Annotated in this window: 24 protein-coding genes; 12 read left to right on the top strand and 12 right to left on the bottom strand. The window is 71.0% G+C overall.

The genetic code is table 11. From position 1 onward, the window contains the following. Positions 1–96: 96 nt before the first annotated feature. From ACIPK3_RS13165 to ACIPK3_RS13175, 3 genes are read right to left on the bottom strand one after another with little or no spacing between them, the layout of a single operon-like run. On the bottom strand, positions 97–2,478 hold the full coding sequence (locus ACIPK3_RS13165; RefSeq protein WP_402569054.1) for a xanthine dehydrogenase family protein molybdopterin-binding subunit: 2,382 nt from the start codon (positions 2,476–2,478) through the stop codon (positions 97–99). Between the two features lie 2 nt (positions 2,479–2,480). Continuing rightward, entirely contained in the window at positions 2,481–3,053 is a 573-nt protein-coding gene (locus tag ACIPK3_RS13170; protein WP_402569056.1) for a (2Fe-2S)-binding protein, read from the bottom strand. Beyond that, positions 3,053–3,943 (bottom strand): FAD binding domain-containing protein, encoded by an 891-nt coding sequence (locus ACIPK3_RS13175; RefSeq protein WP_402569058.1) that lies wholly within the window; start codon positions 3,941–3,943, stop codon positions 3,053–3,055. The genes ACIPK3_RS13170 and ACIPK3_RS13175 overlap by 1 nt, the downstream gene beginning before the upstream one ends. A 312-nt stretch (positions 3,944–4,255) precedes the next feature. Between ACIPK3_RS13175 and ACIPK3_RS13180 the strand changes: the two genes are divergently transcribed. Both ACIPK3_RS13180 and ACIPK3_RS13185 read left to right on the top strand, forming a co-directional pair. Further along, positions 4,256–5,935 (top strand): PucR family transcriptional regulator, encoded by a 1,680-nt coding sequence (locus ACIPK3_RS13180; protein WP_402569059.1) that lies wholly within the window; start codon positions 4,256–4,258, stop codon positions 5,933–5,935. A gap of 153 nt (positions 5,936–6,088) precedes the next feature. After that, positions 6,089–6,871, top strand: coding sequence for a hypothetical protein (locus tag ACIPK3_RS13185; protein WP_402569061.1), 783 nt, complete (start codon positions 6,089–6,091; stop codon positions 6,869–6,871). An 18-nt stretch (positions 6,872–6,889) separates the two neighbouring features. Here ACIPK3_RS13185 and ACIPK3_RS13190 read toward each other — a convergent pair whose 3' ends face one another. Then, entirely contained in the window at positions 6,890–7,582 is a 693-nt protein-coding gene (locus tag ACIPK3_RS13190) for a GntR family transcriptional regulator (protein WP_402569063.1), read from the bottom strand. A 120-nt stretch (positions 7,583–7,702) separates the two neighbouring features. Here ACIPK3_RS13190 and ACIPK3_RS13195 point away from each other — a divergent pair, with 120 nt between their 5' ends. Both ACIPK3_RS13195 and ACIPK3_RS13200 read left to right on the top strand, forming a co-directional pair. After that, positions 7,703–8,539: a (2Fe-2S)-binding protein gene (locus ACIPK3_RS13195; RefSeq protein ID WP_402569065.1), complete on the top strand. Its 837-nt coding sequence runs from the start codon at positions 7,703–7,705 to the stop codon at positions 8,537–8,539. A gap of 228 nt (positions 8,540–8,767) precedes the next feature. After that, a complete protein-coding gene (locus tag ACIPK3_RS13200; protein ID WP_402569067.1) occupies positions 8,768–9,811 on the top strand; it encodes a DUF2637 domain-containing protein in 1,044 nt (347 codons plus the stop codon). A 92-nt stretch (positions 9,812–9,903) separates the two neighbouring features. Here the strand turns inward: ACIPK3_RS13200 and ACIPK3_RS13205 are convergent, their stop codons facing one another. The 3 genes from ACIPK3_RS13205 to ACIPK3_RS13215 form a co-directional block, all read right to left on the bottom strand. Next, positions 9,904–10,332, bottom strand: coding sequence for an ATP-binding protein (locus ACIPK3_RS13205; RefSeq protein WP_402569433.1), 429 nt, complete (start codon positions 10,330–10,332; stop codon positions 9,904–9,906). Positions 10,333–10,649: 317 nt separating this feature from the next. After that, a complete protein-coding gene (locus tag ACIPK3_RS13210) occupies positions 10,650–12,392 on the bottom strand; it encodes a pyruvate dehydrogenase (RefSeq protein ID WP_402569068.1) in 1,743 nt (580 codons plus the stop codon). A gap of 86 nt (positions 12,393–12,478) precedes the next feature. Further along, positions 12,479–13,690 (bottom strand): protein phosphatase 2C domain-containing protein, encoded by a 1,212-nt coding sequence (locus tag ACIPK3_RS13215; protein WP_402569070.1) that lies wholly within the window; start codon positions 13,688–13,690, stop codon positions 12,479–12,481. A 153-nt stretch (positions 13,691–13,843) separates the two neighbouring features. Here ACIPK3_RS13215 and ACIPK3_RS13220 point away from each other — a divergent pair, with 153 nt between their 5' ends. Further along, on the top strand, positions 13,844–14,185 hold the full coding sequence (locus ACIPK3_RS13220) for a DUF456 domain-containing protein (protein ID WP_402569071.1): 342 nt from the start codon (positions 13,844–13,846) through the stop codon (positions 14,183–14,185). Between the two features lie 30 nt (positions 14,186–14,215). On the opposite strand, the gene ACIPK3_RS13225 is transcribed toward ACIPK3_RS13220, so the two are convergent. From ACIPK3_RS13225 to rsgA, 4 genes are all read right to left on the bottom strand, one after another. After that, on the bottom strand, positions 14,216–15,445 hold the full coding sequence (locus ACIPK3_RS13225; protein WP_402569073.1) for an SGNH/GDSL hydrolase family protein: 1,230 nt from the start codon (positions 15,443–15,445) through the stop codon (positions 14,216–14,218). A gap of 111 nt (positions 15,446–15,556) precedes the next feature. Further along, on the bottom strand, positions 15,557–16,078 hold the full coding sequence (locus ACIPK3_RS13230; protein WP_402569075.1) for a methylated-DNA--[protein]-cysteine S-methyltransferase: 522 nt from the start codon (positions 16,076–16,078) through the stop codon (positions 15,557–15,559). Then, positions 16,075–17,460 carry a bifunctional transcriptional activator/DNA repair enzyme AdaA gene (locus ACIPK3_RS13235; RefSeq protein WP_402569077.1) on the bottom strand — a complete coding sequence of 462 codons (1,386 nt, stop codon included), beginning with the start codon at positions 17,458–17,460 and terminating at the stop codon, positions 16,075–16,077. The genes ACIPK3_RS13230 and ACIPK3_RS13235 overlap by 4 nt, the downstream gene beginning before the upstream one ends. Before the next feature lie 93 nt (positions 17,461–17,553). Then, the gene (rsgA, locus tag ACIPK3_RS13240; RefSeq protein WP_402569078.1) at positions 17,554–18,684 is read right to left on the bottom strand and encodes a ribosome small subunit-dependent GTPase A; all 1,131 of its coding nucleotides are present in this window, start codon (positions 18,682–18,684) and stop codon (positions 17,554–17,556) included. 291 nt (positions 18,685–18,975) lie between these two features. Between rsgA and ACIPK3_RS13245 the strand changes: the two genes are divergently transcribed. From ACIPK3_RS13245 to ACIPK3_RS13270, 6 genes are all read left to right on the top strand, one after another. After that, positions 18,976–19,407 (top strand): NfeD family protein, encoded by a 432-nt coding sequence (locus tag ACIPK3_RS13245; protein ID WP_402569080.1) that lies wholly within the window; start codon positions 18,976–18,978, stop codon positions 19,405–19,407. 3 nt (positions 19,408–19,410) lie between these two features. Then, positions 19,411–20,430 carry an SPFH domain-containing protein gene (locus ACIPK3_RS13250; protein ID WP_402569082.1) on the top strand — a complete coding sequence of 340 codons (1,020 nt, stop codon included), beginning with the start codon at positions 19,411–19,413 and terminating at the stop codon, positions 20,428–20,430. 113 nt (positions 20,431–20,543) lie between these two features. Next, entirely contained in the window at positions 20,544–21,707 is a 1,164-nt protein-coding gene (locus ACIPK3_RS13255) for an NAD-dependent formate dehydrogenase (protein ID WP_402569084.1), read from the top strand. A 215-nt stretch (positions 21,708–21,922) separates the two neighbouring features. Then, on the top strand, positions 21,923–22,804 hold the full coding sequence (locus tag ACIPK3_RS13260) for an MEDS domain-containing protein (protein WP_402569085.1): 882 nt from the start codon (positions 21,923–21,925) through the stop codon (positions 22,802–22,804). Continuing rightward, positions 22,801–23,256 carry an ATP-binding protein gene (locus ACIPK3_RS13265; RefSeq protein WP_402569087.1) on the top strand — a complete coding sequence of 152 codons (456 nt, stop codon included), beginning with the start codon at positions 22,801–22,803 and terminating at the stop codon, positions 23,254–23,256. The genes ACIPK3_RS13260 and ACIPK3_RS13265 overlap by 4 nt, the downstream gene beginning before the upstream one ends. A gap of 124 nt (positions 23,257–23,380) precedes the next feature. Continuing rightward, complete coding sequence (locus tag ACIPK3_RS13270) at positions 23,381–23,551, top strand: hydrophobic protein (RefSeq protein ID WP_402569435.1); 171 nt, start codon at positions 23,381–23,383, stop codon at positions 23,549–23,551. Between the two features lie 76 nt (positions 23,552–23,627). On the opposite strand, the gene ACIPK3_RS13275 is transcribed toward ACIPK3_RS13270, so the two are convergent. Further along, the gene (locus ACIPK3_RS13275) at positions 23,628–24,161 is read right to left on the bottom strand and encodes a restriction endonuclease (protein ID WP_402569089.1); all 534 of its coding nucleotides are present in this window, start codon (positions 24,159–24,161) and stop codon (positions 23,628–23,630) included. A 573-nt stretch (positions 24,162–24,734) separates the two neighbouring features. On the opposite strand from ACIPK3_RS13275, the gene ACIPK3_RS13280 reads away from it, so the two are divergent. After that, the gene (locus ACIPK3_RS13280) at positions 24,735–25,580 is read left to right on the top strand and encodes an RNA polymerase sigma factor SigF (protein ID WP_402569090.1); all 846 of its coding nucleotides are present in this window, start codon (positions 24,735–24,737) and stop codon (positions 25,578–25,580) included. Positions 25,581–26,091 lie beyond the last annotated feature (511 nt).

Consider the following 26,091-nt stretch of genomic DNA (forward strand, 5'->3'; position numbering starts at 1 on the left):
GGGGCACCCGCGGTCCGCGTGCGCGGCCGTACGGGATTTGGGAATGGACGACCCGGGGGACGGCCCGAGACGAACAATGAGGGTCCTGCTGAGCGGTTACGCCGTTCCGGTGAGGTGTTCCGGTCGGACCGGCGTGCGGTTGAGCTCCAGCCCGGTCGCGTTCCGGATCGCCGCGAGGACGGCCGGAGTGGACGACAGGGTGGGGGCCTCGCCGATGCCACGGAGCCCGTACGGGGCGTGGTCGTCGGCGAGTTCGAGCACGTCGACGGGGATGGTCGGCGTGTCGAGAATCGTGGGGATCAGGTAGTCCGTGAAGGACGGGTTCCTGACCTTGGCGGTCTTCGGGTCGACGATGATCTCCTCCATGACCGCGACGCCGAGGCCCTGGGTGGTGCCGCCCTGGATCTGGCCGATGACGGACAGCGGGTTGAGCGCCTTGCCCACGTCCTGAGCGCAGGCCAGCTCGATCACCTTGACCAGGCCGAGTTCGGTGTCGACCTCGACCACGGCGCGGTGTGCGGCAAAGGTGTACTGGACGTGGCCGTTGCCCTGGCCGGTGCGCAGGTCGAAGGGCTCGGTGGGGCGGTGCCGCCACTCGGCCTCGATCTCCACGACGTCGTCGCCGAGGACGTCCGCGAGGTCGGCGAGGACCTCACCGCCGTCGGTGACCACCTTGCCGCCCTCCAGGAGGAGTTCGGCGGTGGCCCAGGCGGGGTGGTAGGTGCCGAACTGGCGGCGGCCCAGCTGCAGTACCTTCTCGCGCACCAGCTCGCAGGAGTTCTTGACGGCGCCGCCGGTGACATAGGTCTGGCGCGAGGCGGAGGTCGAACCCGCGCTGCCCACCTGGGTGTTGGCCGGGTGGATGGTCACCTGGGAGACGCCGAGTTCGGTGCGGGCGATCTGCGCGTGGACGGTGACGCCGCCCTGGCCGACCTCGGCCATGGCCGTGTGCACGGTGGCCACGGGCTCGCCCGCGACGACCTCCAGGCGCACCTTGGCGGTGGAGTAGTCGTCGAAGCCCTCGGAGAAGCCGACGTTCTTGATGCCGACCGCGTAGCCGATGCCGCGTACGACGCCTTCGCCGTGCGTGGTGTTGGACAGGCCGCCGGGCAGTTGCCGTACGTCCGCGCCCTCGCTGCTCTCCCACTGGCGCTCGGGCGGCAGCGGCATCGCCTTGACGCGGCGCAGGATCTCGGCGACCGGTGCCGGGGAGTCGACGCGCTGGCCCGTCGGCATGATGGTGCCCTGCTCCATGGCGTTGAGCTGACGGAACTCAACCGGGTCCATGCCGAGTTCCTTCGCCACCTTGTCCATCTGCGCCTCGTAGGCGAAGCACGCCTGGACCGCGCCGAAGCCGCGCATCGCGCCGCAGGGCGGGTTGTTGGTGTAGAGGGCGATGGCCTCGATGTCGACGTCGTCCACGACGTACGGGCCGATGCCGAGCGAGGAGGCGTTGCCGACGACGGCCGGGGAGGCTGAGGCGTACGCGCCGCCGTCCAGGACGATGCGGCACTTGACGTGCGTCAGCTTGCCGTCCCTGGTGGCCCCGTGCTCGTAGTGCAGCCGGGCGGGGTGGCGGTGGACGTGTCCGAAGAAGGACTCGAAGCGGTTGTAGACGATCTTGACGGGCTTGCCGGTGCGCAGGGCGAGCAGGCAGGCGTGGATCTGCATGGACAGGTCCTCGCGGCCGCCGAACGCGCCGCCGACGCCGGAGAGCGTCATCCGTACCTTGTCCTCGGGCAGGCCGAGGACCGGCGCGATCTGGCGCAGGTCGGAGTGGAGCCACTGGGTGGCGATGTAGAGGTGGACGCCGCCGTCCTCCTCGGGTACGGCGAGGCCGGACTCCGGGCCGAGGAAGGCCTGGTCCTGCATGCCGAAGTAGTAGTCCCCGCTGACGATCACGTCGGCCCGCCGTGCGGCCTCGGCGGCGTCGCCGCGCACGATCGGCTGGCGGTGGACGATGTTGGGGTGCGGGACGTGGCCGATGTGGTGGTCGTCGCGGTTCTCGTGGACCAGGATCGCGTCCGGGGCGGTCGCCGAGGCCTCGTCGGTGATGACCGGGAGTTCGCGGTAGTCGACCTTGATCTTGGCGGCGGCGCGGCGCGCGGTCTCCGGGTGGTCGGCGGCGACGATGGCGACCGGTTCGCCGTGGTGGCGCACCTTGCCGTGGGCCAGGACGGGGGTGTCCTGGATCTCCAGGCCGTAGTTCTTCATGTCGGCGGGCAGGTCGTCATAGGTCATGACGGCGTAGACGCCGGCGGTGGCGAGGGCCTCGCTGGTGTCGATGGAGACGATCTCGGCGTGCGCGACCGTGGAGCGCAGGATCTGGCCCCAGAGCATGTCCTCGTGCCACATGTCGGACGAGTACGCGAACTCGCCGGTGACCTTGAGGGTACCGTCCGGGCGGAGCGTGGACTCGCCGATGCCGCCCTTGGTCTGCGACCCCTGGGTGATCTTGGTGGGAGTGCCGTTGGTCATGTTCAGACCCCCTCGGACTGCCGGGCCGCGGCCAGCCGGACCGCGTCCATGATCTTCTCGTAGCCGGTGCAGCGGCACAGGTTGCCCGACAGTGCCTCGCGGATGTCCGCGTCGCTGGGGTTCGGGTTGCGCTCCAGCATCTCGTCGGCGGCGACCAGCAGGCCGGGGGTGCAGAAGCCGCACTGGACGGCGCCCGCGTCGATGAACGCCTGCTGGATCGTGGAGAGTTCGGTGCCCTCTCCGGTGTGCGAGTCGGTGCCCCGGGCCTGCCATCCCTTGGCCTCGTCAAGGGGTGTGCCACAGGCGCCCGTCGCGCAGGAGCGCTGCTTGGCGTAGTCCGCGAGCCCCTCGACGGTGACGATGTCGCGGCCCTCGGCCTGGCCCGCGGCGACCAGGCAGGAGCACACCGGCACGCCGTCCAGGCGGACCGTGCAGGAGCCGCACTCGCCCTGCTCGCAGGCGTTCTTGGAGCCGGGCAGGCCGAGCCGCTCACGCAGGACGTAGAGCAGGGACTCGCCCTCCCAGACGTCGTCGGCCTCCTGCGGGCGTCCGTTGACGGTGAAGTTGACCCGCATCACGCAGCTCCTTCCGAGGTGCGGCGGGCGCCGCGGTACGACTCCCAGGTCCAGGTGAGGGTCCGGCGGGCCATGACACCGACCGCGTGGCGGCGGTAGCTCGCGGTGCCCCGGACGTCGTCGATGGGGTTGCAGGAGGCGGCGCACAGGTCCGCGAACTGCTTGGCCACCGAAGGGGCGATGATCTTTCCGTTGTCCCAGAAGCCGCCCTCTTCGAGCGCCGCGTTCAGGAAGTCCTCGGCGGTCTTCGCCCGCACCGGGGTGGGTGCCGCGGAGCCGATGCCGGTACGGACCGTACGGGTCTCGGGGTGCAGGGCGAGGCCGAAGGCGCAGACGGCGATCACCATCGCGTTGCGGGTGCCGACCTTGGAGTACTGCTGCGGGCCGTCCGCCTTTTTGACGTGCACCGCGCGGATCAGCTCGTCGGGGGCGAGCGCGTTGCGCTTGACGCCGGTGTAGAAGTCGTCGATGGGAATCATGCGGGTGCCGCGTACCGACTCGGCCTCGACCTCGGCGCCCGCCGCGAGCAGCGCGGGGTGGGCGTCACCGGCCGGGGAGGCGGTGCCGAGGTTGCCGCCCACGCCACCGCGGTTGCGGATCTGCGGGGAGGCGACGGTGTGCGAGGCGAGGGCCAGACCCGGCAGCTCGGCGCGCAGGTCCTCCATGATCCGGGTGTACGGCACGGAGGCACCGAGCCGCACGCTGTCCTCGCCCACCTCCCACGCGTAGAGATCGCCGACACGGTTGAGGTCGAGGAGGTATTCGGGCCGCCGGTGGTCGAAGTTGATCTCGACCATGACGTCGGTGCCGCCTGCGATCGGCACAGCGGTGGGGTGCTCGGCCTTGGCGGCGAGCGCCTCCTCCCAGCTGGCGGGGCGAAGGAAGTCCATGAATGGCTCTCTTCTTCGTCTTGGGATCATACGGAATGAGCCAGATCGCGTGCGGCTGCCCCGGCTCGTTCATGTGCTGTTCACGCGGAGTGGGGCAAGTACACCGCCCTGTGCTCCATCGGGGTCAGTCACGGAAACCATGAAGGAGTTGGCTGGCCAACGAGGTCATCTTGTAGATTCGTATGAATGGAGGTCGTCTGTAACCTCCTCGCTTTCCTATAGAAACGCGACCGGGCCCCCGCCCTGCTCGACCTTTCACGACCCTTCAAGATTCATCGTAGTTTTCGAGACAAAAGAACGGCGGCGACGAGAATGCGGCTGCGCGCACTGCTGGACACCGACGCGCTGGGCCTGCGGCTGCTCGGCGGTGCGGACGAACTCGACCGCACCGTGCGCGGTGTGATGACCACCGACCTGCGCGATCCGAGCCGCTACCTCTCGGGTGGCGAGCTGGTGCTGACGGGCCTGGCCTGGCGCCGGAACGCCGAGGACTCCGAGCCTTTCGTACGACTGCTGACACAGGCGGGCGTGGCCGCGCTGGCCGCGGGCGAGGCGGAACTGGGCGCCGTGCCGGAGGACCTCGTGCTCGCGTGCGCCCAGCACCGGCTGCCACTGTTCGCGGTGCACGAGTCGGTCGCGTTCGCGACGGTCACCGAGCATGTGGTCCGGCAGGTCTCCGGCGAACGGGCCGGTGATCTCGCGGCCGTGGTGGACCGGCATCGCCGGATGATCACCGCGGGCCCGGCGGGCGGCGGCCCGGACGTGGTCCTTGACCTGCTCGGCTCCGACCTGGACCTGCGCGCCTGGGTGCTCTCCCCCACCGGACGACTGATCGCCGGCTCGAAGGCCGCGGGCCCCCTGGCGCCCGAGACGTGCGTCCGGCTCGCCGCCGAACAGCTGGCCGCCGTGCGCACCGGACGCCGCGGCCCGCACCGGGTGCTGCTGGGCTCCGGTCCCGCGGCCACGTACTCCCTGTTCCCGGTGCGCGGCAGCGGCCGCTCCCCGCACGCGGCCCGGGACGTGCGCGAGTCGGTGCTGTCGGACTGGCTGCTGGCCGTGGAGGCGGACGCCGGCGACTGGCCCGGGGAACGCCTGGACCTGCTCCAGGGTGTCACCCAGCTGATCGCGGTCGAGCGGGACCGGCGGGACGCGGCCCGCACGGTACGGCGGCGGCTCGCCCAGGAGGTCCTGGAACTGGTGCAGGCGGGCGCCGCGCCGGCCGAGATCGCCGCCCGGCTGCGGGTGGCCGCGCCGGTGCTGCTGCCCGGCCTCGGGGCCGCCCCGCACTGGCAGGTGGTCGTGGCCCGCGTGGAATGGGACGGCGGGGAGGTCGAGGGCGGCCCGGTGGCCCAGACCCTCCTGGAGGAGATCCTGGTCGACCCGCTGGCCACCGGCCCCGAGCCCTCCGACCGGATCGCCGTCGCCCACACCGGGGACGAGGCCGTGGCGCTGGTGCCGCTGCCGGCCGTCTCCGTCGAGCACGACGGTTCGGAGACCGGAATCGTCGCCGACGCGCTGCTCCAGTCCGTCCGGGAGCCGCTCACGGCCGGGCTCGCCGACGACGGCCGGATCACCCTGGGCGTCAGCGCGGCGGTGCACTCGGCGGAGGGGCTGCGGGGCGCGCTGGAGGAGGCACGGCACGCCCGCCGGGTGGCGGCGGCACGGCCCGGCCGGGTGTGCGCGGCGGGCCACCAGGAGCTGGCCTCGCACGTGCTGCTGCTCCCCTTCGTGCCGGACGACGTGCGGCGCGCCTTCACCGCCCGGCTGCTCGACCCGCTGCGCGAGTACGACCGCCGCCATCGCGCCGAACTGATCCCCACCCTGGAGGCGTTCCTCGACTGCGACGGCTCCTGGACCCGCTGCGCCACGCGACTTCACCTGCACGTCAACACACTGCGCTATCGCGTGGGCCGAATCGAGCAGTTGACGAGCCGGGACCTGTCCCGGCTGGAGGACAAGCTCGATTTCTTCCTGGCGTTGCGCATGAGCTGAGGTCGCCGGGCGCGCGGCGGAAGCGGCTCCGAGTGGCCGCGATGTCCCACGACTTTGTGAAATTATTCACCCACCCTCTTGGCCCGGCACCGCGATTGGTGCTGGAATGCGGCCACCACTCAACAGCTCGATGGCGTGCTCGGGGAGGGCAACGTGGCGCATACCGCCATGTCTGGTAACGGAACGACCGCAGGTGACGATCCTCTCCAGACCGCGGTATGGCGGTTGCGCTCGCGGGCCTGCTGGGCCGACGCGGCAGCGCTGCTCCCGCCGGACACCCCGGCGGCCTCGCTCCAGCGGGCCGGGCTGCTGGTGGAGCGGTGCCTGTACACCGAGCGCGGGTGGGAGGAGGCCGAGGACGCGCTGCGCGTGGCGGAGGCGCAGGCGCGCGGTGACGAGGAGCGCGGGGCGGCCGCCTGCGAGCGCGGGCAGCTCGCCTACGCCGCGACGCTGCACGGGGTGCGGGACCGGGCCGACGAGGCACGGGCGGCGCTGGGCCGGGCGGCGGCGCTGATCCCTCCGGGGGCTTCCGGGCGGGCCCTGCTGGACTTCCGGCGCGGTCTGCTCGCCGAGAACCTCTCGCGTTCCCCGCAGTCGGCGCTCGCCGCGTACCGCCGGGCGCACGCGGCGGCCACCACGCACTCCGATCCGCTGCTGCTGTCCTTCACCTGGCGACACCTCGCCGGACTGGCCCTGCGGCAGGGCGAGTTGGCAGAGGCGCGGCACGGCTTCGCCGAATCGCTGAGGATCCGGGAGGAGTTGGGCTATCTGGTGGGTACGGCCCCCGCCCTGGCCTCCCTGGCCGACGCCGAGTCGGAACCCGAGGCGACCCGCCTGCGCGACGAGGCCCGCCGTCTGTTCCGCCTCCTGGGCGGCGTCCCCACCTGGCTGGCCCAGCAACTGGCCCCCACGACACCGGGGGCGGCCACGGCTTGAGGCTCCCGTCGGCGCCGGTCAGGCCAGGGCGCCGAAGTGCTGCGTGACCAGGGACTGGACGGTGTCCAGTTCGCGGGCGATCAGCGCCTCCAGGAGGGCCGTGTGCTGGGCCGCGTCGACGGTGAGCGGCGGGCCCTCCGTCCGGGGCCACTGGGCGCGGCGGTGCAGGTTCTCGGCGATCCGGACCAGCTGGCCGTTGCCGGAGAGGGAGAGCAGCGCGCCGTGGAAGGCGCGGTCGGACTCGGCGTAGGTCGCCCGGCAGCCCGAGGCCGCCGCGCGCACGGTGTCCTCGGCGAGCGGCACCAGCTCGGCCCAGCGTGCGGCGGGCACCGAACGCGCGAGTCGCAGCACCACGGGCGCCTCGATCAGGGCGCGCACCTCGGCCAGCTCGGCCAGCTCCCGGGTGCCGCGCTCCACCACCCGGAATCCCCGGTTGGGCACGACCTCGACCGCACCGTCCAGCGCGAGCTGCTGCATGGCCTCCCGGACGGGCGTCGCGGACACCCCGAACCGGTCGCCGAGCGCCGGGGCCGAGTACACCTCGCCGGACCTCAGCTCGCCCGTGGCGAGCGCCGTGCGCAGGGCGTCCAGGACCTGGCCGCGCACGGAGTCACGCCGCACGGTGTGCGGGTGTTCGCCGCGGGCGCGGGGCAGGGCGCCCGCAGTGCGCTTCACGGAATCTCTCCTCCGGCTTGTCGGTACTTGGGCCATTAACGGCGGGTTGTCACCGACCGTCAAGCATCTTGGACGCACAGCGTGACAGTTCACACCCGGACCAGGAGGGTAAGGTAAGCCTTACCTGCCCAGTGATCGACGAACGGTGGTTCCTCGATGCCCGCCGCCACCTCCTCTCCCGTGGCCGCCGCGTACGCCCGCCTCGCGGAGGCCTGCCCGGACCTCACCGTGACCGAGCAGGCCACCGGCACACCCCTGCCACAGGGCGACGGCTGGGTCACGGCGGCCCAGCTCGCCGCGGGCACGGAGGGCCTGGACGCCTTCCTGGCATGGGACGAGGAGCAGGTGCTGCGCGACTACGGGCAGAGGGGCCGCCCGGACGTGGTCGCCACCTTCGGACTGCACCGGTACGCCTGGTACGCCTGCCTGCTGATCACGCTCCCCTGGTTCCTGCACCGCAGGGTGCCCCGGCTCCCCGCGACCGAGGTCTCCTACGACCGCGAGGGCGGCCGGATGGCAGTGCGCCCGGTCTCCTTCGCGTGCCTGCCGGACGACCCGGCGGCGGCGCTGCCCGGCGCGGAGATCGTCCCCGACGAGGAGGCGCTGCGGGCCCGGGTCCGGGACGCCGTGGCCGAACACCTCGAACCCGTCCTCGGCGGCTTCGGGCCGCGCATGCGGCGGCGCGGGCGGGCGCTGTGGGGCATGGCGACCGACGAGATCGTGGAGGGGCTCTGGTACGTCGGTGAGCAGCTCGGCGAGCGGGAGCGGGCGGTGCGCGAGCTGGAACTGCTGCTGCCGGGGGCGACCCGGCCGTACGTCGGCTCCGCCGCCTTCCGGGTGCTGACCGGACCGGACGGCCGGCCGCTGCCCACCCGGGACCGCGCGAGCTGCTGCATGTTCTACACTCTCGCCCCCGAGGACACCTGCGTCACCTGCCCGCGCAATCGCGACGCCGAACGCGTCGCCAAACTCACCGCCTGCGCGGCGGCCTGACAACCCCTCAGGGGTTCGCAACATCATCACTTGTCACGGGAATCATTCGTACGGGTACTCTTAATCGAACTCAACTTCCGTCCCTCAAGCGGCAGTTCGAGCATTACGCCGCTCTGGGCAGCTCCCCGCACTCCCTTGGCGGCCTCTTGCCCCGAAACCCCCTGAGGACCAGTGGGGTTGGGCCACTATGGCGGGCGTTACGCCCTATCCCAATGCAAGGGACCCCAGATGAGACTGACCGACATATCGCTGAACTGGCTGCTTCCCGGCGCCGTTCTGCTCCTGGGCATGCTGGCGGCGGTCGCGGTGCTAGCGCGCGGTAAGCGCTCCTCGGGGAAGGACACGAGCGCGGACGACTCGTGGGAGCGCAGCGAGGAGCGCCGCAGGCGCAAGGAGGCCATATACGGCACCGCCTCCTATGTCCTTCTGTTCTGCTGTGCGGCGGTCGCCGCCGCGCTCTCCTTCCACGGCCTGGTCGGCTTCGGCCAGCAGAACCTCGGGCTGACCGGCGGCTGGGAATACCTGGTGCCGTTCGGCCTGGACGGCGCGGCCATGTTCTGCTCGGTGCTCGCCGTCCGCGAGGCCAGCCACGGCGACGCGGCCCTCGGCTCCCGGATACTCGTCTGGACGTTCGCCGGTGCCGCGGCCTGGTTCAACTGGGTGCACGCGCCCCGGGGTATCGGTCACGACGGCGCCCCGCAGTTCTTCTCCGGCATGTCCCTGTCGGCCGCGGTCCTCTTCGACCGCGCCCTGAAGCAGACCCGCCGGGCCGCCCTGCGCGAGCAGGGTCTGGTGCCGCGCCCGCTGCCGCAGATCCGTATCGTCCGTTGGCTGCGGGCGCCGCGCGAGACCTACGGCGCCTGGTCGCTGATGCTCCTGGAGGGCGTGCGCAGCCTGGACGAGGCGGTCGAGGAGGTGCGCGAGGACAAGCGACAGAAGGAAGACCAGCGACTGCGGCGCCGTGAGCAGCAGCGGGTGGAGCGCGCCCAGCTCAAGGCGATCAGCCGGGGCCAGCGCGGCTTCGCGGGCCGTGGCGCCGGCCGGGAGATGGATGTGCACGAGGTCGAACGCGGGTCGTCGCAGGTCGCCGCGGAGCCCGCCATATCCGCGCCGGAACAGCTGCCCGTGCGCTCTCGGCCCTCCCTCCAGCCCGTCCGGAAGGGGTCTGACCCCATCACGGTCGATCTGACGGCCGAGGACGACACCATGGCCCTGCCGCGCCTCGACTCCCTGGAGCGCAAGCTCAAGGACCTTGAGCAGCAGTTCGGCTGAGGCCCCGGAGGCGGGAAGCCGGAAGAAAAGCCGGATGGGGGCGTGACCGCGACGGTCACGCCCCCACCCCGTTCATCGCGTCATCGCGTTCACTACGCTTCCGCGTCCAGTTCGAACCACACGGACTTGCCCACGCCGTGCGGCCGTACGCCCCACGCGTCGGCGAGAGATTCGACGAGGAACAGCCCCCTGCCGTGCGTGCCGTCGTCGCCGGGCACACACGGCCTGGGTCTGCGGGCGACGAAGTCCCTGACCTCCACGCGCAGTCCGCGCGGGCCGATGACGGCCGTCAGTACAGCGTCGTGGTCGGTGTGGACGAGAGCGTTGGTGACGAGTTCGCTGGTGAGCAGTTCCGCCAACTCGGACCGGCCCGGTTTCCCCCAGTGCCGCAGGAGTTCGCGCAGTGCCCTGCGCGACTCGGGCACCTCGTGCAGATCGGCCCGCCCCAGCCTGCGTCTGAGCTGTGGTGCGTGCACCTTCTCGGTGACGATGTCGGTGACGATGTCGGTCTCTTCCCCCATTGCCTTCGCCGAGGACGCCCCGATGGCCACGGGACCGCCTCCTCGCGCCTGCCTCTTCATGACCCCCGCCCGCACGCTGTTGCCGGTATCCCTCCTGATCGAACACGTTCACGGGATCCATGCCCGATCCGCACAGGGGCACTCATGCCGAAATGTCAATAACCGGGTCTTCAGCCATGTTCCCGGTCAAGAGCCACCGGCTTCCGGCCTGCCGACACGGCCGCGCCCACCTTGCCGACCGGGCCCCGCGGGCACCCCCGGGCGCGACTTCGTGGCACCGGCGAAACTGGCCGGAATCCAGCGGTGTCGGCAGCGGGTCAGGGCCGGGGCACGTTCCGCAGGTTGGACCGGGCCATCTGCACCATGCGGCCCACTCCCCCGTCCAGCACCATCTTCGAGGCGGACAGGGCGAACCCGGTGATCATCTCGGCGCTGATCTTCGGCGGGATGGACAGCGCGTTGGGATCGGTGACGACGTCCACGAGGGCCGGTCCCCGGTGCTTGAACGCGTCCTTGAGTGCACCGGCGAGCTGTTTGGGCTTCTCGACCCGCACTCCGAAGGCACCGCAGGCGCGGGCCACCGCCGCGAAGTCGGGGTTGGTGTTGGTGGTCCCGTACGAGGGCAGCCCCGCGACCAGCATCTCCAACTCCACCATGCTGAGCGAGGAGTTGTTGAACAGGACCACCTTCACCGGCAGGTCGTACTGCACCAGCGTCAGGAAGTCCCCCATCAGCATGGTGAAGCCGCCGTCCCCGGACATCGACACGACCTGTCGTCCGCGGTCGGTGAACTGGGCGCCGATCGCCATCGGCAGCGCGTTGGCCATCGAGCCGTGCGAGAAGGAACCGATCACGCGACGGCGGCCGTTGGGCGAGATGTAGCGGGCGGCCCACACGTTGCACATCCCGGTGTCGACGGTGAACACCGCGTCCTCGTCGGCCAGTTCGTCCAGCGCCGAGGCCACGTACTCGGGGTGGATCGGGACGTGCTTCTCGACCTTCCTGGTGTACGCCTTGACGACGCCCTCCAGCGCGTCCGCGTGCTTCTTGAGCATCCGGTCCAGGAAGCGCCTGTCGTCCTTGGGCCGCACCCGTGGGGTGACACAGCGCAGCGTCTCGCGCACATCGCCCCACACGGCGAGGTCCAGACGGGAGCGCCGGCCGAGCACCTCGGGCCGGATGTCGATCTGCACGATGGCGACGTCGTCGGGCAGGAAGGCGTTGTAGGGGAAGTCGGTGCCCAGCAGAATCAGCAGGTCGCACTCGTGGGTGGCCTCGTAGGCGGCGCCGTAGCCGAGCAGACCGCTCATGCCGACGTCGTACGGGTTGTCGTACTGGATCCACTCCTTGCCACGCAGTGCGTGCCCCACCGGGGACTTGATCCTCCCGGCGAACTCCATCACCTCGGCATGCGCCCCGGCGGTGCCACTGCCGCAGAACAGGGTGACCCGTTCGGCCCGGTCAATCATCTCCACCAGCCGGTCGATCTCGGCGTCGCCGGGGCGGATGGTGGGCCGGGAGGTGACGAGGGCGGTCTCGGCGGGCTTGTCGGGCGCGGGCTGGTCCGCGATGTCACCGGGCAGCGACACCACGCTCACCCCTCGCTGCCCGACGGCGTGCTGGATGGCGGTCTGGAGCAGCCGGGGCATCTGCCGGGGGCTGGAGATCAGCTCGCTGTAGTGGCTGCACTCGGCGAACAGCCGGTCCGGGTGGGTCTCCTGGAAGAAGCCGAGGCCGATCTCGCTGGAAGGGATGTGCGAGGCGAGGGCCAGCACGGGAGCCATGGAACGGTGGGCGTCGTAGAGGCCGTTGATCAGATGCAGGTTGCCGGGCCCGCAGGAGCCGGCGCACGCCGCCAGTTTCCCTGTGACCTGCGCCTCCGCGCCCGCCGCGAAGGCGGCCGTCTCCTCGTGGCGTACGTGGATCCAGTCGATGGCGGAGTTGCGGCGGACGGCGTCGACGACCGGGTTGAGGCTGTCGCCGACGACGCCGTACAGGCGGCGCACGCCGGCGCGGACAAGGATGTCGACGAACTGCTCGGCGACGTTCTTCTTGGCCATGGCTCTCGTCTGCCCCTTCGGCTCCGGGGTATACGCCCGGAGTAGCCGTCCGGGCTCCGAGATCCATGAAGTCACAGGGGCCGGGGTTACGCCTCCCAGACGGCGGCCACCGTGCGGTCGTCGGCATAGCCCTTGACCCGCACCTGGGAGTCCGCGAGGAACGCGGCCAGGCCGGGCGGAGTGCCGTCGGACCAGCGCCGGGCCAGGTAGGCACAGAGGGCGGGCTCGCCGCGCAGCGGATCGGCCAGGCCGCCGCTGCACATCAGCAGCGCGTCACCCGGCCGGGCGACGGAGGCGCGGAACCGGAACGGTTCCCGGGGCGGCTGCGGTGCCGGCTCGTAGGGGCTCGGGGGCGTCGGGATGCCGAGATCCATGGTGAGTCGGTCGCCCTCCGGGGTCTCGGCCGGCGGCGACCCGAAGCCGACCACCGGCTCACCGGTGGTGGCGACGGCTGTGACCTGCGGCTCGATGTCCTGCCATGCCCCGCCGCGCAGCCGGAACAGGCCGCCCTCGCCCACGCCGAAGAACACCCGGGTACGGCAGTCGGGGTGGGCGGGCAGCAGCAGGCAGCGCAGGCTCGCCGAGTACTCCTCCGGGTCGATGCCCTGCTCGGCGGCGTCGGCCCGGAGGCTGCTGAGACTGCGGTCGGTGAGCCGGTGCAGTCCCGACTTCAGGTCGCCGCGCCGGGCGGCCCGGATGTCCTCGGCCAGCCGCGCGTGACTGCGGCCCACGGCGCGCCCGATCGACCGGCACACCTCGGCCGCCGCCCGGTGCGCCCCCGGCGTGGCCCGTGTCCCGGTCGCCACGGCCACGAGGACCAGTGCCTGGTCACCCGTCCCGAACCGCGCGGTGAGCAGCGAGTCGCGGCGCGGTTCGCCCCGGTACCGCGCGGAGTCCCCCCGCACGGACGCCGCCCGCAGGGTGCACGAACCGTACGTGGCGCCGTCGAGGACGGTGTCCGCCACGAGATGGTCCAGTGCGTCCGGCTCGGCCAGGGGCAGCGAGACCGGCTCGGCGTCGTAGGTGGGCGGCCCGGAGCCGACGTGGTCGACGGCGGCGACGGGTGCGTCGGCGGGCTCCCGTGGCTCCGTGGACCGGCGTTGCCGCGGGACCGCCGGTTCGGCGGGCGGGTCCGTGTTCGCGGCGTCCACCGCGTCCACCGTGTCCGAGGCCGAGGCGAACCGGTCGTCCAGGGACTCGGCCGTGTCCGTGGGGCCGGTGTCCTCCGTGGAGTCGTCGTACAGCTGTCCCCACCAGTCGTCGTCGCGACGGATGGGCCTTCCCCCCTGCTGGCTCATGTTCCTGATTGTCCACCGCACGGGCCGGATGAAAACGGGGCATCCGGAAAATCGGCTGCGGCTTACGGCCGGGCCTGCCGCCTCGGGGGACAACACGAACTGCCGTACGAGACACGAACTGCGCCCGGCCCCGTGCTCGGGCACGCTGGGCAGATGGGAGTGCCCGAACTCCTGCTGGTCGGTCTGGTGATCGCGCTCGGCGTGTGCGGGGTGCTGGTGCCGGGCATGCCGGGGACATGGCTGGTGTGGGCCGCGGTGCTGTGGTGGGCACTGAAGGATCCGCGGCCGCTGGCGTGGGGTGTCCTGGTGGGCGCCACCGCCGTACTGCTGGTCGCCCAGGTGGTGCGCTGCGCGCTGCCGCCCCGGCGGCTGCGCGAGAGCGGCGCCACCCCGCTGCGTATGACGATGCGCTCGGGCGGTTCCAGCGTGCTGGCGGAGCTGTTCGCCTGCCTGCTGATCGCCGCGGTGTGGCTGGGCGCGGTGCTCAGCCGCTGACGGGACCGGGCCGGGGCGTCAGCCGGGGCGTCACCAGAGGGTGGCCAGGTCGACCGTGTCGGCCAGCGCCCCCATCCCCGCATCGTTGAAGTGCAGATGGTCGCCCGGGTCGTAGTCGGGCCTGATCCGCTCGGGCAGCGCCGGGTCGCGGACGGCGGCGTCGAAGTCGGCGACCGCGTCGAAGACCCCGCCCGCGCGGATGACGGCGTTGACCTTCTGCCGCACCTCCTCACGGGCCGGGGTGAAGCCGGAGTAGCCGCCGTACGGCGTGAGGGTCGCCCCGACGACCCGGATCCCGAGCGCGTGCGCCCGGCGCACGATCTCCCGGTACGCCCCCTCGAAGGCGGCCGGGTCGGTCGCCTCGGGCGAGCCCTTGATGTCGTTGATGCCCTCCAGCACGATCAGGGCGCGCACGCCCGCCCGGGACAGCGCGTCCGCGTCCAGCCGGGCCAGCGCGCTCGGTCCGACGCCGTCGCGGAGCAGACGGTTGCCCGAGACACCCGCGTTGAGGACGCCCATGGCGTCCGACCCGCCCGCTCCGCTTGCGCGCAGGCGTTCGGCGAGGCGGTCGGGCCAGCGGCGGTTCGCGTCGGCGGAGGATCCGGCGCCGTCGGTCAGGGAGTCCCCGAACGCGACGACGCTGCCCGCGGATCCGCCGAACACGTCGACTCCGGTGACGTAGTACCACTGGCTGGTGGTGGTCACGTACCCCGCACCGCTCTCGTCCTCGGCCCACAGCGCGCCGTCCGCGGCGACATAGCTGGTCTGGAGGGCCGACCGGTGGTAGGTCGCCGGACCGGAGTCGTCCGGGGTGTGGACGGTGACGAGCAGGTCGGCTCCGTCGGGCACGAGCAGCGGAACCGGGTCGGTGAGGACGTCCCCGCCCGTCGGCACGACGACGGCCCGCTGCCCCGCGAAGGCAGCCACGCGCATCGACCCGGGTACGGCGTCCGGGCCGCCCGCCCGCCGCAGGGCCACCGTGACCGCGCCCAGCGTCAGGGGCGAGGTGCCGAGCCGGTTGCTGACCCGGATCCGTACGGCGTCTCCGCCGACGCTCAGATGTACGACGTTGCGGATGGCGGCGCCGGGCAGCGCGGGAGTGGTCCCGGACGGCGCGGTCTCCCAACTGCCGGTCCACAGCGCCGAACCACGGGATTCCCACGCGACGGCGGCGGTCCGTGCCCCGCCCGCCGCGGCCGGGGCGACGGCGCCCACGGACAGCAGAAGCAGCAGTGCGAGAACCCGTGCTGTCCTGACCATGTGCGCGCCCGCCCTTACCCGTTGGCCCCTGGAGGCGAAGGTGACACACGGGTGCCGAAGGTGGGCGGAACATCACCGGGCGGGACACCCGCTCGGCCCAGTCCGGACCGGTCAGAGCGGCGTCGGGCCGTCGAGCGCCCCCTCCAGCGTGAGGAGCCGCACCTTCCGGTCCAGGCCGGCCGCGTAGCCGGTCAGCGAGCCGTCGGCGCCGATCACCCGGTGGCAGGGGCGCAGGACGAGCAGCGGGTTGGCACCGATCGCGCCGCCGACGGCACGCACGGCCGCCCGGGAGACGCCGATCCGGGCGGCGATCTCGCCGTACGTGGTGGTCGCGCCGTACGGCACGGAGTCGAGGGCGGCCCACACCCGCTCGCGGAACTCGGTGCCGGTACCGCGCAACTCCAGCCGGAACTCCTTGAGTTCACCGGCGAAGTAGGCGGCGAGCTGCTCCTCGGCCGCGCGGAACGGGCTGGGGTCGCGCCGCCAGCCGCTCTGCACCGTGCGGCCGCCCTTCTGCCCCGGCGCGGACAGCGAGGTCAGCACGCCGTCCGGGTCGGCGGTGAGCAGGAGCGGGCCGAGCGGCGCGGTGTCGATGGTCCAGTAGGTCGTCATGTTGGTGCTGAGGAGGGTCATGCCCGCTCGGCCTCGCTCTCGATGGTCAGGTGTCGTACGGCGTAGGAGCGCCAGGGGCGCCAGCTGTCGGGCACGTCCAGGCCCGGCGGGGCCACGTCGGGGTCGCCGAGGGCCCGGACGCGGATGACGGCGGCCACGGCCGGGTCCATTCCGGGCAGGGCGAGCAGCGCGGCCTCGGCGTCCTCGCGGTCGGCGCCGGGGTCGAGGCGCACGGTCCCGTCCGCGAGCGCGGCGGCGAGGGCGCCCAGGGTGCCGTGCGGCTCGGCCTCGGCGAGCACGGCGGGTTCGGGGAACAGATGGGTGAGGGTGCCTCGGGGGGCGTCCAGCGCCTTGCCGTACCGCAACACCAGCCGCTCGGCCTCGGTCCGCCCGACCAGGGCCCGGACCGCGAGTTCCGCCGGGTCGGCGGCGCCGGGCGAGCGCAGTCCGGGCCGGGCGGCGATCAGCGGGGCCAGTCGCCGGTCGGCGCCGAGTCGCTCGTCCACCGCGTACGGATCCGCGTCGAGGTCGAAAAGGCGGCGCAGCCGCTGCACGGCGGTCGTCAGATCGCGGGGGTCGGCGAGGTGCAGCCGGACGTCGAGCCAGCCGCCGGGGTGCGCGACGCCGCCCGCTCCCCCGGCCCCGGTCCGCTCCTCGACGGCCGCGGTCCCGGTGCCGTACGGCAGCCGCAGCGTGCGCCGGTAGGTACGGCGGCCTGGTGCGCCGTCGACCTCCTCGATCCCGCTCACGGCCTCGCGCCGGAGCAGGTCGAAGACGGCACCCGACTGGTACGGCCCGCGATGGGCGAGCCGCAGCGGGATCCCGGCCGTGGAGGCTGCCCGGCCCCGGGGCGCGGCACGCCGCAGCTCGGTCGGTGTCGCCGCGTACACGGCGCGGATCGTGTCGTTGAACTGCCGCACGCTGGCGAACCCGGCGGCGAACGCGACCCCGGTGACCGGCAGCGCGGTGGTCTGCAACAGGACGCGCGCGGTGTGCGCCCGCTGGGCGCGGGCCAGCGCGACGGGGCCGGCGCCCAGCTCGGCGGTGAGCTGCCGCTGCACCTGGCGGGCGCTGTAGCCGAGCCGCACGGCGAGCCCGGTGACGCCCTCCCGGTCCATGACACCGTCCCCGATCAGCCGCACGGCGCGGCCCACCACGTCCGCCCGGACGTTCCACTCGGCCGACCCGGGCACCGCGTCCGGACGGCACCGCCGGCAGGCCCGGAACCCCGAGCCCTGCGCGGCGGCGGCCGTGGCGAAGAACCGCACGTTCCCCCGTTTCGGCGTCACCGCCGGGCAGCTCGGCCGGCAGTAGATCCCGGTCGTGGTGACGGCGAAGAAGAACTCCCCGTCGAACCGCGCGTCCCGGCTGCGCACCGCCTCGTACCTGCTGTCTTCGTCCATCACGGTTCCTCCGTCACGCCTCCAGTGTGCTGGACGGCGACGGACGGGGCTGGCGGGAATCGGACACACAGGTACGCCTTGATCGGACGCCCCCTAGGGATGGTCGGACACGACCCAGCCCCACTTTCCGCGCTTCAGCTCCATCGCCGCCTTGCCCTCGGCACCCCTGCGCTTCCACTCACGTCGGATCTCCGAGCGGAGCCGGGCGTCGGTCTTGGCGACGATCCGCTGGTTCTCCCTGATGAGCTTGCGGTAGCTCTCCAGGCGACGGACCGGCAGCTCGCCGGAGTCGACGGCGGCCAGCACCGCGCACCCGGGTTCGGACTCATGGGCGCAGTCCTGGAACCGGCACCGCCCGGCCAGTTCCTCGATCTCGGAGAACACCTGGCCGACGCCGCTCTCTGCGTCCCAGAGTCCGACGCCCCGCAGCCCGGGGGTGTCGATCAGCACGCCCCCGGCGGGCAGCGCGAGCAGATTGCGGGTGGTGGTGGTGTGCCGCCCCTTGCCGTCGATGTCCCGCGCCGCCCGGACGTCCATCACGTCCGCGCCGACCAGCGCGTTCGCCAGGGTGGACTTGCCCGCGCCGGACTGCCCGAGCAGCACGGAGGTCCCGTCGGAGACCAGCGCGGTCAGCACTTCGAGGCCGTCGCCGTGCAGGGCGCTGACGGTGAGCACCGGCACGCCCGGCGCCGTCGCCTCCACGTCCTGGACGAGGTACGACAGATGCACCGGGTCCGGTACCAGGTCGGCCTTGGTGAGCACGACCACCGGCTGCGCCCCGGACTCCCAGGCCAGTGCCAGGAACCGCTCGACGCGGCCGAGGTCGAGTTCGACGGCGAGCGAGACGGCGACGATCGCGTGGTCGACGTTGGCGGCGAGGATCTGCCCCTCGGACCGCTTGGAGGAGGTGGAGCGGACGAAGGCGGTACGGCGCGGCAACAACGTCCGCACGTATCGCGGGTCGCCGCCCGCGGCGTCGACGGCAACCCAGTCCCCCGTGCACACGACCTTCATCGGGTCACGGGGAACGACGAACTCCGTGTCGGCCCGGACGGCGCCGTCCGGGGTGACGACGTCGCACTGGCCACGGTCGACCCGCACCACACGACCGGGCACCAGACCCTGGTCGGCGTACACGGCGAACTCGGCGGCCCAGTCCTCGTCCCAGCCGTACAGGGCGAGCGAGTGCGACGAAGCGGAAGAAGAAGGAGAAGCGAAACTCAAGGGAAACCCTTCGAAGGGCGGCCCCGGCGCGCGCGGTTCTGCGCTGCGAGAAAGGTCAGCCGGAGGCCACGGGGGTGGAGTGGATGATCTGCTGGTTTCGGGCAACGCCCATCACGGAGACAGCCATCTGTCACACCTCCCGTTCCTCAAGTCGCGGTCAACGGTGATCACCCTAGGACAGCGCCCGCGTGAGCACCACTGAATTACCGGGGACCTGCGCCGAGATCTGAGACCCCGGGAGAAGTGGGTAAAATGTAGAAAAGCATGAGAAATCAACAATAGGCGCACGCAATGGACCCATGGTTGATCTGGCTGAGTACCGCAGCGATCCTGTTCCTTGCCGAGATCTTCACGCTCACCGCAGCGCTCGGACTGCTCGGCGTCGCCGCTCTGCTCACCGTTCCGGTCGCGGCGTCCGGGCTGGCTCTGCCCTGGCAGTTCCTGGTGTTCGTCCTCGTGGCCACGGTCAGCCTGCTGTTCGTACGTCCCATCGCTCTGCGTCACCTGACCCGATCGCAAGAGGACCGGTTCGGGGTGGACGCCCTGGTCGGCACGGCCGCCTACTCCGTCTCGGAGGTGACGGGCGACGGCGGCAGGGTCCGTATCGGCGGTGAGGAATGGACGGCCCGCGCCTATGACGAGACGCAGGTGATTCCTCCCGGCACGACGGTCGACGTCATAGAGATCAGGGGCGCCACCGCACTCGTCTATCCACGGGAGTGAGTCATGGATTCGGCGTTCCTCATCGCGGGACTGCTGCTCGTCGCCCTCTTCGCTGTGTTCACGGTGTTGCGCGCGGTCCGCATCGTGCCCCAGGCCCGCGCCCGCAACGTCGAACGGCTCGGCCGCTACCACCGCACCCTGAAGCCCGGTCTCAACCTCGTGATGCCCTACATCGACCGCGTCTACCCGGTGATCGACCTGCGTGAGCAGGTCGTGTCCTTCAAACCGCAGCCCGTGATCACGGAGGACAACCTGGTCGTCGAGATCGACACGGTGCTGTACTTCCAGGTCACCGACCCACGCGCAGCCGCGTACGAGATCGCCAACTTCCTCCAGGCGGTCGAACAGCTCACCGTCACCACGCTGCGCAACGTGGTCGGCTCCATGGACCTGGAGAAGACGCTCACCTCGCGCGACACCATCAACAGCCAGCTCCGCGGGGTGCTGGACGAGGCCACCGGCAAGTGGGGGCTGAGAGTCAACCGGGTGGAGATCAAGGCCATCGACCCCCCGCAGTCCATCAAGGACGCCATGGAGAAGCAGATGCGGGCCGAGCGGGACAAGCGTGCCGCGATTCTCGGTGCGGAGGGACAGCGCCAGTCGCAGATACTCACCGCCGAAGGGGACAAGCAGTCCGCCGTCCTTCGTGCGGAGGGCAACCGGACAGCCGAGATCCTCAAGGCCGAGGGACAGTCACGAGCCATCGACGAGGTCTTCCAGGCGGTGCACCGCAACGACCCCGACCCCAAGCTGCTCGCCTACCAGTACCTGCAGATGCTTCCCCAACTCGCGCAAGGAGCCGGCAGCACCTTCTGGGTGATCCCCGGCGAGGTCACCGCCGCTCTGCAAGGAGTCTCCCGCGCCTTCAGCGAGGCGCTTCCCCAGTCACCGGCCACCCGCGAGGCGTCCTCGGACGGTATGGCCGACCAGGCCGCCAGGGATGCGGCACAAGCCGCCGAAGCCGCGGCGCAGGCCCTCGCGGACGCAGCCGAAGCCGATTCACCGGGTGCCACCACCGGTTAGGTTTCGTGTCGGCTGCGCGGTTCCCGAACTCCCGTGGGACCCATGGAAATAGCCGCATCCTTATCCACCGGAACAGCCACCCATTATCCCCAGGACTGCAGCGGAGGACAGCCATGGCAAAAATTCTCGCGGTTCTCTATCCGGACCCCGTGGGCGGTTATCCGCCCGACTACGCCCGCGACGAGATTCCGGCCATCAACGGCTATCCGGGCGGTCAGACCGTACCGACCCCGCAGGCCATCGATTTCACTCCGGGGCACCTCCTCGGCTGCGTCTCGGGAGAACTGGGACTGCGCCGCTTCCTGGAGGACCGGGGTCACACCCTCGTCGTCACGAGCGACAAGGAAGGGGCGGACTCCACCCTGGAACGCGAACTTCACGACACCGACGTGATCATCTCGCAACCGTTCTGGCCCGTCTATCTGACCCCCGAACGCATCGCCGCGGCTCCCCGGCTCAGGCTCGCGATCACCGCGGGGATCGGGTCGGACCACGTCGACCTGCCGAGCGCCATCGACCACGGCGTGACCGTGGCCGAGGTGACCTTCAGCAACAGCATCAGCGTGTCGGAGCACGCCGTGATGCAGATTCTCACCCTGGTGCACAACTACATGCCGGCCCACGAGTGGGTGACCGCCAAGAAGGGCTGGAACATCGCCGACAGCGTCTCGCGCGCCTACGACCTCGAAGGCATGGACGCCGGCGTCCTCGGCTCCGGCCGGATCGGCCAGGCGGTACTGCGCCGCCTCAAACCGTTCGACGTCAGGCTGCACTACCACGACGTGCACCGGCTGCCCAAGGAGGTCGAGGAGGAGCTGGAGCTCACCTGGCATCCCGACGTCCGTTCACTGGTCTCCTCCGTCGACGTGCTCTCGATCCACACTCCGCTGCACCCACGGACGAAGAACCTCTTCGACGACGAACTGCTCGGGGCCATGAAGCGGGGTTCGTACATCGTCAACACGGCACGGGCGCTCATCGTCGACCGGGACGCCGTGGTGCGGGCCCTCGACAGCGGCCAACTGGCCGGTTACGCCGGCGACGTCTGGTACCCGCAGCCGCCACCGCCCGACCACCCCTGGCGCACCATGCCCCACGAGGCGATGACACCGCACGTGTCCGGGTCGACCCTCTCGGCGCAGGCGCGCTACGCGGCCGGTACGCGGGAGATCCTGGAGTGCTGGCTCGACGGGCGCCCCATCCGCCCGGAGTACCTGATCGTGGAAGGCGGTGGGCTCGCCGGGACGGGCGCGAGCTCCTACACGGTCGCCGGATGACCGGAAATCAGCCGCACATGTCAGGACCGGCACCGAACGCGGGGGAACCCGGCGCATACCAATCAAGCCACTTGCCCACAAAATTGACCAGGGGCGACGCCTTCGGATCAAAATCTGTCGAGAGTCGCAATGCCATCCCCTCCTGATATGCCGGGCTGTAGCGTCGATGACTTCATCACGGCCGTATAAGGCCGATCCGGCGGAGGGAGGTGGCCATGACTGTTCCGGTGGACGTCAATACCCTGGCGGTGGAGCAGATGGGCCTGGGAGATCACGCTTTTGCGCACTACGCGGACGACGACCTGCGGTGGGGGGTGCTGGGTCTCTTCGCACAGCTCGGAATGGCGCGCAACGAGAAGGTCATCGTCATGGCCGACCCCGGCGTATCGCAGGATGACGCTTTTTCGCGGCTGTTCCCCTACGGGGGTTCCGAGGCGGCTCAGGAGAGTGGCCGACTGCGGTTCACCAGCATGCGCGAGCTGATACACCCACAGCGGTCCTTCACCGCCGAACGGCAGATGAGCCGCTTACGCGAGGAGACCGAGCAGGCCCGGGCCGAAGGGTACGCGGGGCTGCGTTCCATCATCGACATGGCGTGGGTCCAGGACCTCGGCATGGACGTCGAGGGCGTCATGCACCGGGAGACACACGCTGACTCCCTCTTCGCCGACCGCCGGTACGCGGAGATCTGCACCTACGACCGGCGCCGCTTCACCGCCGAGACGGTGGAGGCCATGCGAGTGGGGCATCCGGTGGCCCTCCTCGAACGGCCGGGAGAGCTCGGTGCCCACCACTTCGACCACGGACTGCGATTCGTGGGGGAAGCGGACTGGTCGACCCTGGCCCAGTGGAAAGACGCTCTGCTGAAGGCCTTCAACGGCTTCGCCGACCGTCAGCGACTGCTGCTCGACCTCACCCCGGTGTCCTTCCTGTCGGTCACCTGTGCCGCGGAAATGCTGCGCCAAGTCAAGCAGGCCTGCCCGTACGAACGGGTGGACGTCCGCTGTTCCCCGTTCAACGCGCAGATACTGCGCCGTCTCGGATCCGCAGCGGTGGACGCCCTGACCCTCGTCGAGGCCGAGGGATCCACTCGATGACCACAGAGCTGCTCCCGGCGCAAGGACGAGAACAACTGCTGCTGGACACGCCCTTCCGCGCTCCGGACCTGGCGAGGATCCGCGTTCGCGTCGACGAACTGGCCTCGGCCGCAGGGCTCTGCCAGGCACGCCGGACCGAGTTCGTCCTGGCCATGCACGAGGTGGCCGGAAACGCCGTCAGGCACGGCGGTGGCGAGGGAACGCTCAGGCTCTATCTCAGTGCGGACAGCCTGCGTTGCCAGGTCACCGACGAGGGACCCGGCTTCGACGAGGACGTCATCCCTCGCGATCCGCCCGCACCGGGAGCCTCCGAAGACGGACGCGGGCTCTGGATCGTCCGTCAGCTCACCGACCGCATCGACATCGCCCGGGGTGCCGTCGGCGCCGACGTCACTTTCACGATGCGGCTCGCCGCCACCGCCGCCCACGAGGCGGACACATCGGCATGGTGACCGTCGGTGGACGGCGGCTGGTCACGGCGCCCGGAAGAACCGGTGCTTCCCTTCACAAACAAGGAGCGCTCGGTGAATAGGGTTCGATCGACAGGGCACACGGCGGTTCAGGAGGTTGATGACTATGGTTCCCCTGCTTCTCGTTCTGCTGCTCGCGGTGATTCTCTTCGGCGCCGGATTCGCTGTCCAGATTCTGTGGTGGGTGGCCCTCATCGTGCTGGTGATGTGGCTGCTCGGTTTCGTCATGCGTTCCACCAATGCCGGTGGTGGTCGCGGCCGCTGGTACCGATGGTGACCTGACACCGCGCACCACGCCTCAGGGCCCGGCCGTCTTCCCGACGGCCGGGCCCTGAGCGCATGTCCCGACGTCCTCACCAGTCGACCTGGTCCCAGGGAGTTGGCCCCGTGCCGCTCCTCCACGCGTTCAGGTCCTCGCCGTTGACACACACGATTCCGCACTGACGCGCGTACTCGAGAGCGGGTGCGGTGAAATCGCTTGTCGTGACGACCGCAGCGACGTCGGCCCCGTGAACGACGAAACAGGTCCCTCCGAATCGCTGCATGTCCTGCGAACCGACCTTGTTGTCCTCGCCGTATTGTTTGCACTGAATAACCACCAGCCGCCCGTCCACGGTGACCGCAGTGACGTCGGCGCCCAGGTCGCCCGCTCCTCCGACCACTTCCACCTCGCGGCAGTCGTCGCGTGCGCACAGGTCGGCGATCGCCTGCTCGAAACCGTCGGGGTCGAGTTCGGCGTACTCGACGGCGGGGTCGAGGGTCGCGGTCGCCTCTTCACGGCCGGGACACAACGGCATCGTGACGCCCGCCGTCGCCTCCGGCCCCGGGCAGCCCGCGCCACATCCGCCGCCCGCCGGCACGGCGTCCGCGACGAACGCGTCCGGCATCCCGCCTCCGACCGCCCGCGGAGCGATCTCGTCCACTCCCACGGCACAGAGGTTGCGGGACGCCTTCTCCGCCGCTTCCTCCAGAGCCCGAGCGGCCCGTCGCGCGTATCGCGCGGCAGAGGGACGCCGCCACCGGCGGGGCCGGAGCGTCACGGCCGACGCGAAGCCCAACACCGCCAGCACACAAGCCCAGAGGGGACGGTGTTCGACAACGGCAGCCGCGGTGCGCGCGAGGAACGCCAGCACGCAGAGGATGATCGCCAGCAGAAGAAAGAACAGGGTCGTGGTACGCAGATCGAAGCGACGATCGCGTCGCGTCCGTCGCCCAGGGCGCACGGGTATGGTCATGGGTGACTTCCTCCTGGACAGCGCGATGATTCCGTGTACGGATGCCCAAGATCATCAACTTCTCTCATGGGCACTTCCTGCGGCTCGCCCGCCACCACTCATGCCCGGCGCGAGGACTGGTGTACGCGATGACAGGTGTAGGTGACGGATGACCGGGTACGCGCGTCCCGACGTCAGTCGCTTCGGCCGACGCCAGGAAAGAGTTCGTTCCGGGAGGGGAAACTCATGGCACTCATGAGCACCGCGGCAACCATCACACAGACCAGCACGCTGCCCGAGGTCGCCGACCCCTCTCAGGTGGCCCCGAAGGACGCCCGTGAGCTGTCCAGGCTGTTCTTCGGACAGCTCGCCGTGCTGGAAGAGGGCACGCCCGAGTACAGCTACGCCCGCAGCACGCTGATCGAGATGAACATGTCCCTGGTCCGCTTCGCGGCCGGCCGTTACCGCAGCCGGGGGCCGCAGGAGATGGAGGACATCGTCCAGGTCGGCATGATCGGTCTGATCAAGGCCATCGACCGGTTCGAGCTGTCCCGGGAAGTGGAGTTCACCTCCTTCGCGATCCCCTACATAGTGGGAGAGATCAAGAGGTTCTTCCGTGACACCACCTGGGCCGTGCACGTGCCGCGCCGACTGCAGGAGGCGCGCGTCCAGCTCGCGAAGGCCACCGAGGAACTGCACAGCCGCCTGGGCCGTCTGCCGACGGTCAAGGAGCTGTCGGAGCTGATGAGCCTGCCCGAGGAGGAGGTCCGCGAGGCCCGTCTGGCCGCGAACGGCTATTCCTCCGCCTCTCTGGACGCCACCATCGGCACCAACGTGGACGGCGAGAGCGCCCTGCAGGACTTCATCGGGAACGAGGACCAGAACCTGGAACTGGTCGAGGACTTCCACACCCTGGCCCCGCTCCTCGCGGAACTCGACGAACGTGACCGACGGATCCTGCACATGCGATTCGTCGAGGAACTCACGCAGGCGCAGATCGGTGAACACCTGGGCATCTCCCAGATGCATGTCTCCCGGCTGCTCTCGCGGACCCTCGCCCGGCTCCGCGAAGGCATGCTGACCAGGCACTGAGCCTCACCGAGGCACCGAGCCCGGCCGAGGCACCGGACCTGGCCGGGGACACAGGAGGCAGTCGGCCGGAGAGCTGCCGCCCCGGTCCGGGCCGTGCGATACGCGCACGCGTCGACCGCCACCCGCGCCGGGGTCGGCCGCGTGCTCGCCCGGCGCGACGGAGCGGCAGCCCGACGCCGAACAGCTCATCGAGTTGCCGGCGTCGGGCCGCGGTGCGTCGGCCCACCCCGCCGCAGGGCGGGCGGAGCCGGGGTGCTCAACGCCCGCGTCCCGCCCTGCTCGGGCCACGACGTCCACCGCACAGCAGGAACGGAACAGCCGCTCAAGCACCTGAAAGGCGCTGCCGGACTCCCACCCGCGCCCGGCGGCCGTGCCGGTGACCATCCGGAGGAGCTGCCGCCGCGCGTCACTCACAACGTGAACGCGGCGGCCACCGGAGCGGTGCGTACGTGTCGCGGCAGGCGCGGCAACCGGAGCCGCGCGCCGGGCCCTTGGGATCGATTGCCCCGCC

The organism is Streptomyces sp. NPDC086787, assembly GCF_044745865.1.
Classification (GTDB): domain Bacteria; phylum Actinomycetota; class Actinomycetes; order Streptomycetales; family Streptomycetaceae; genus Streptomyces.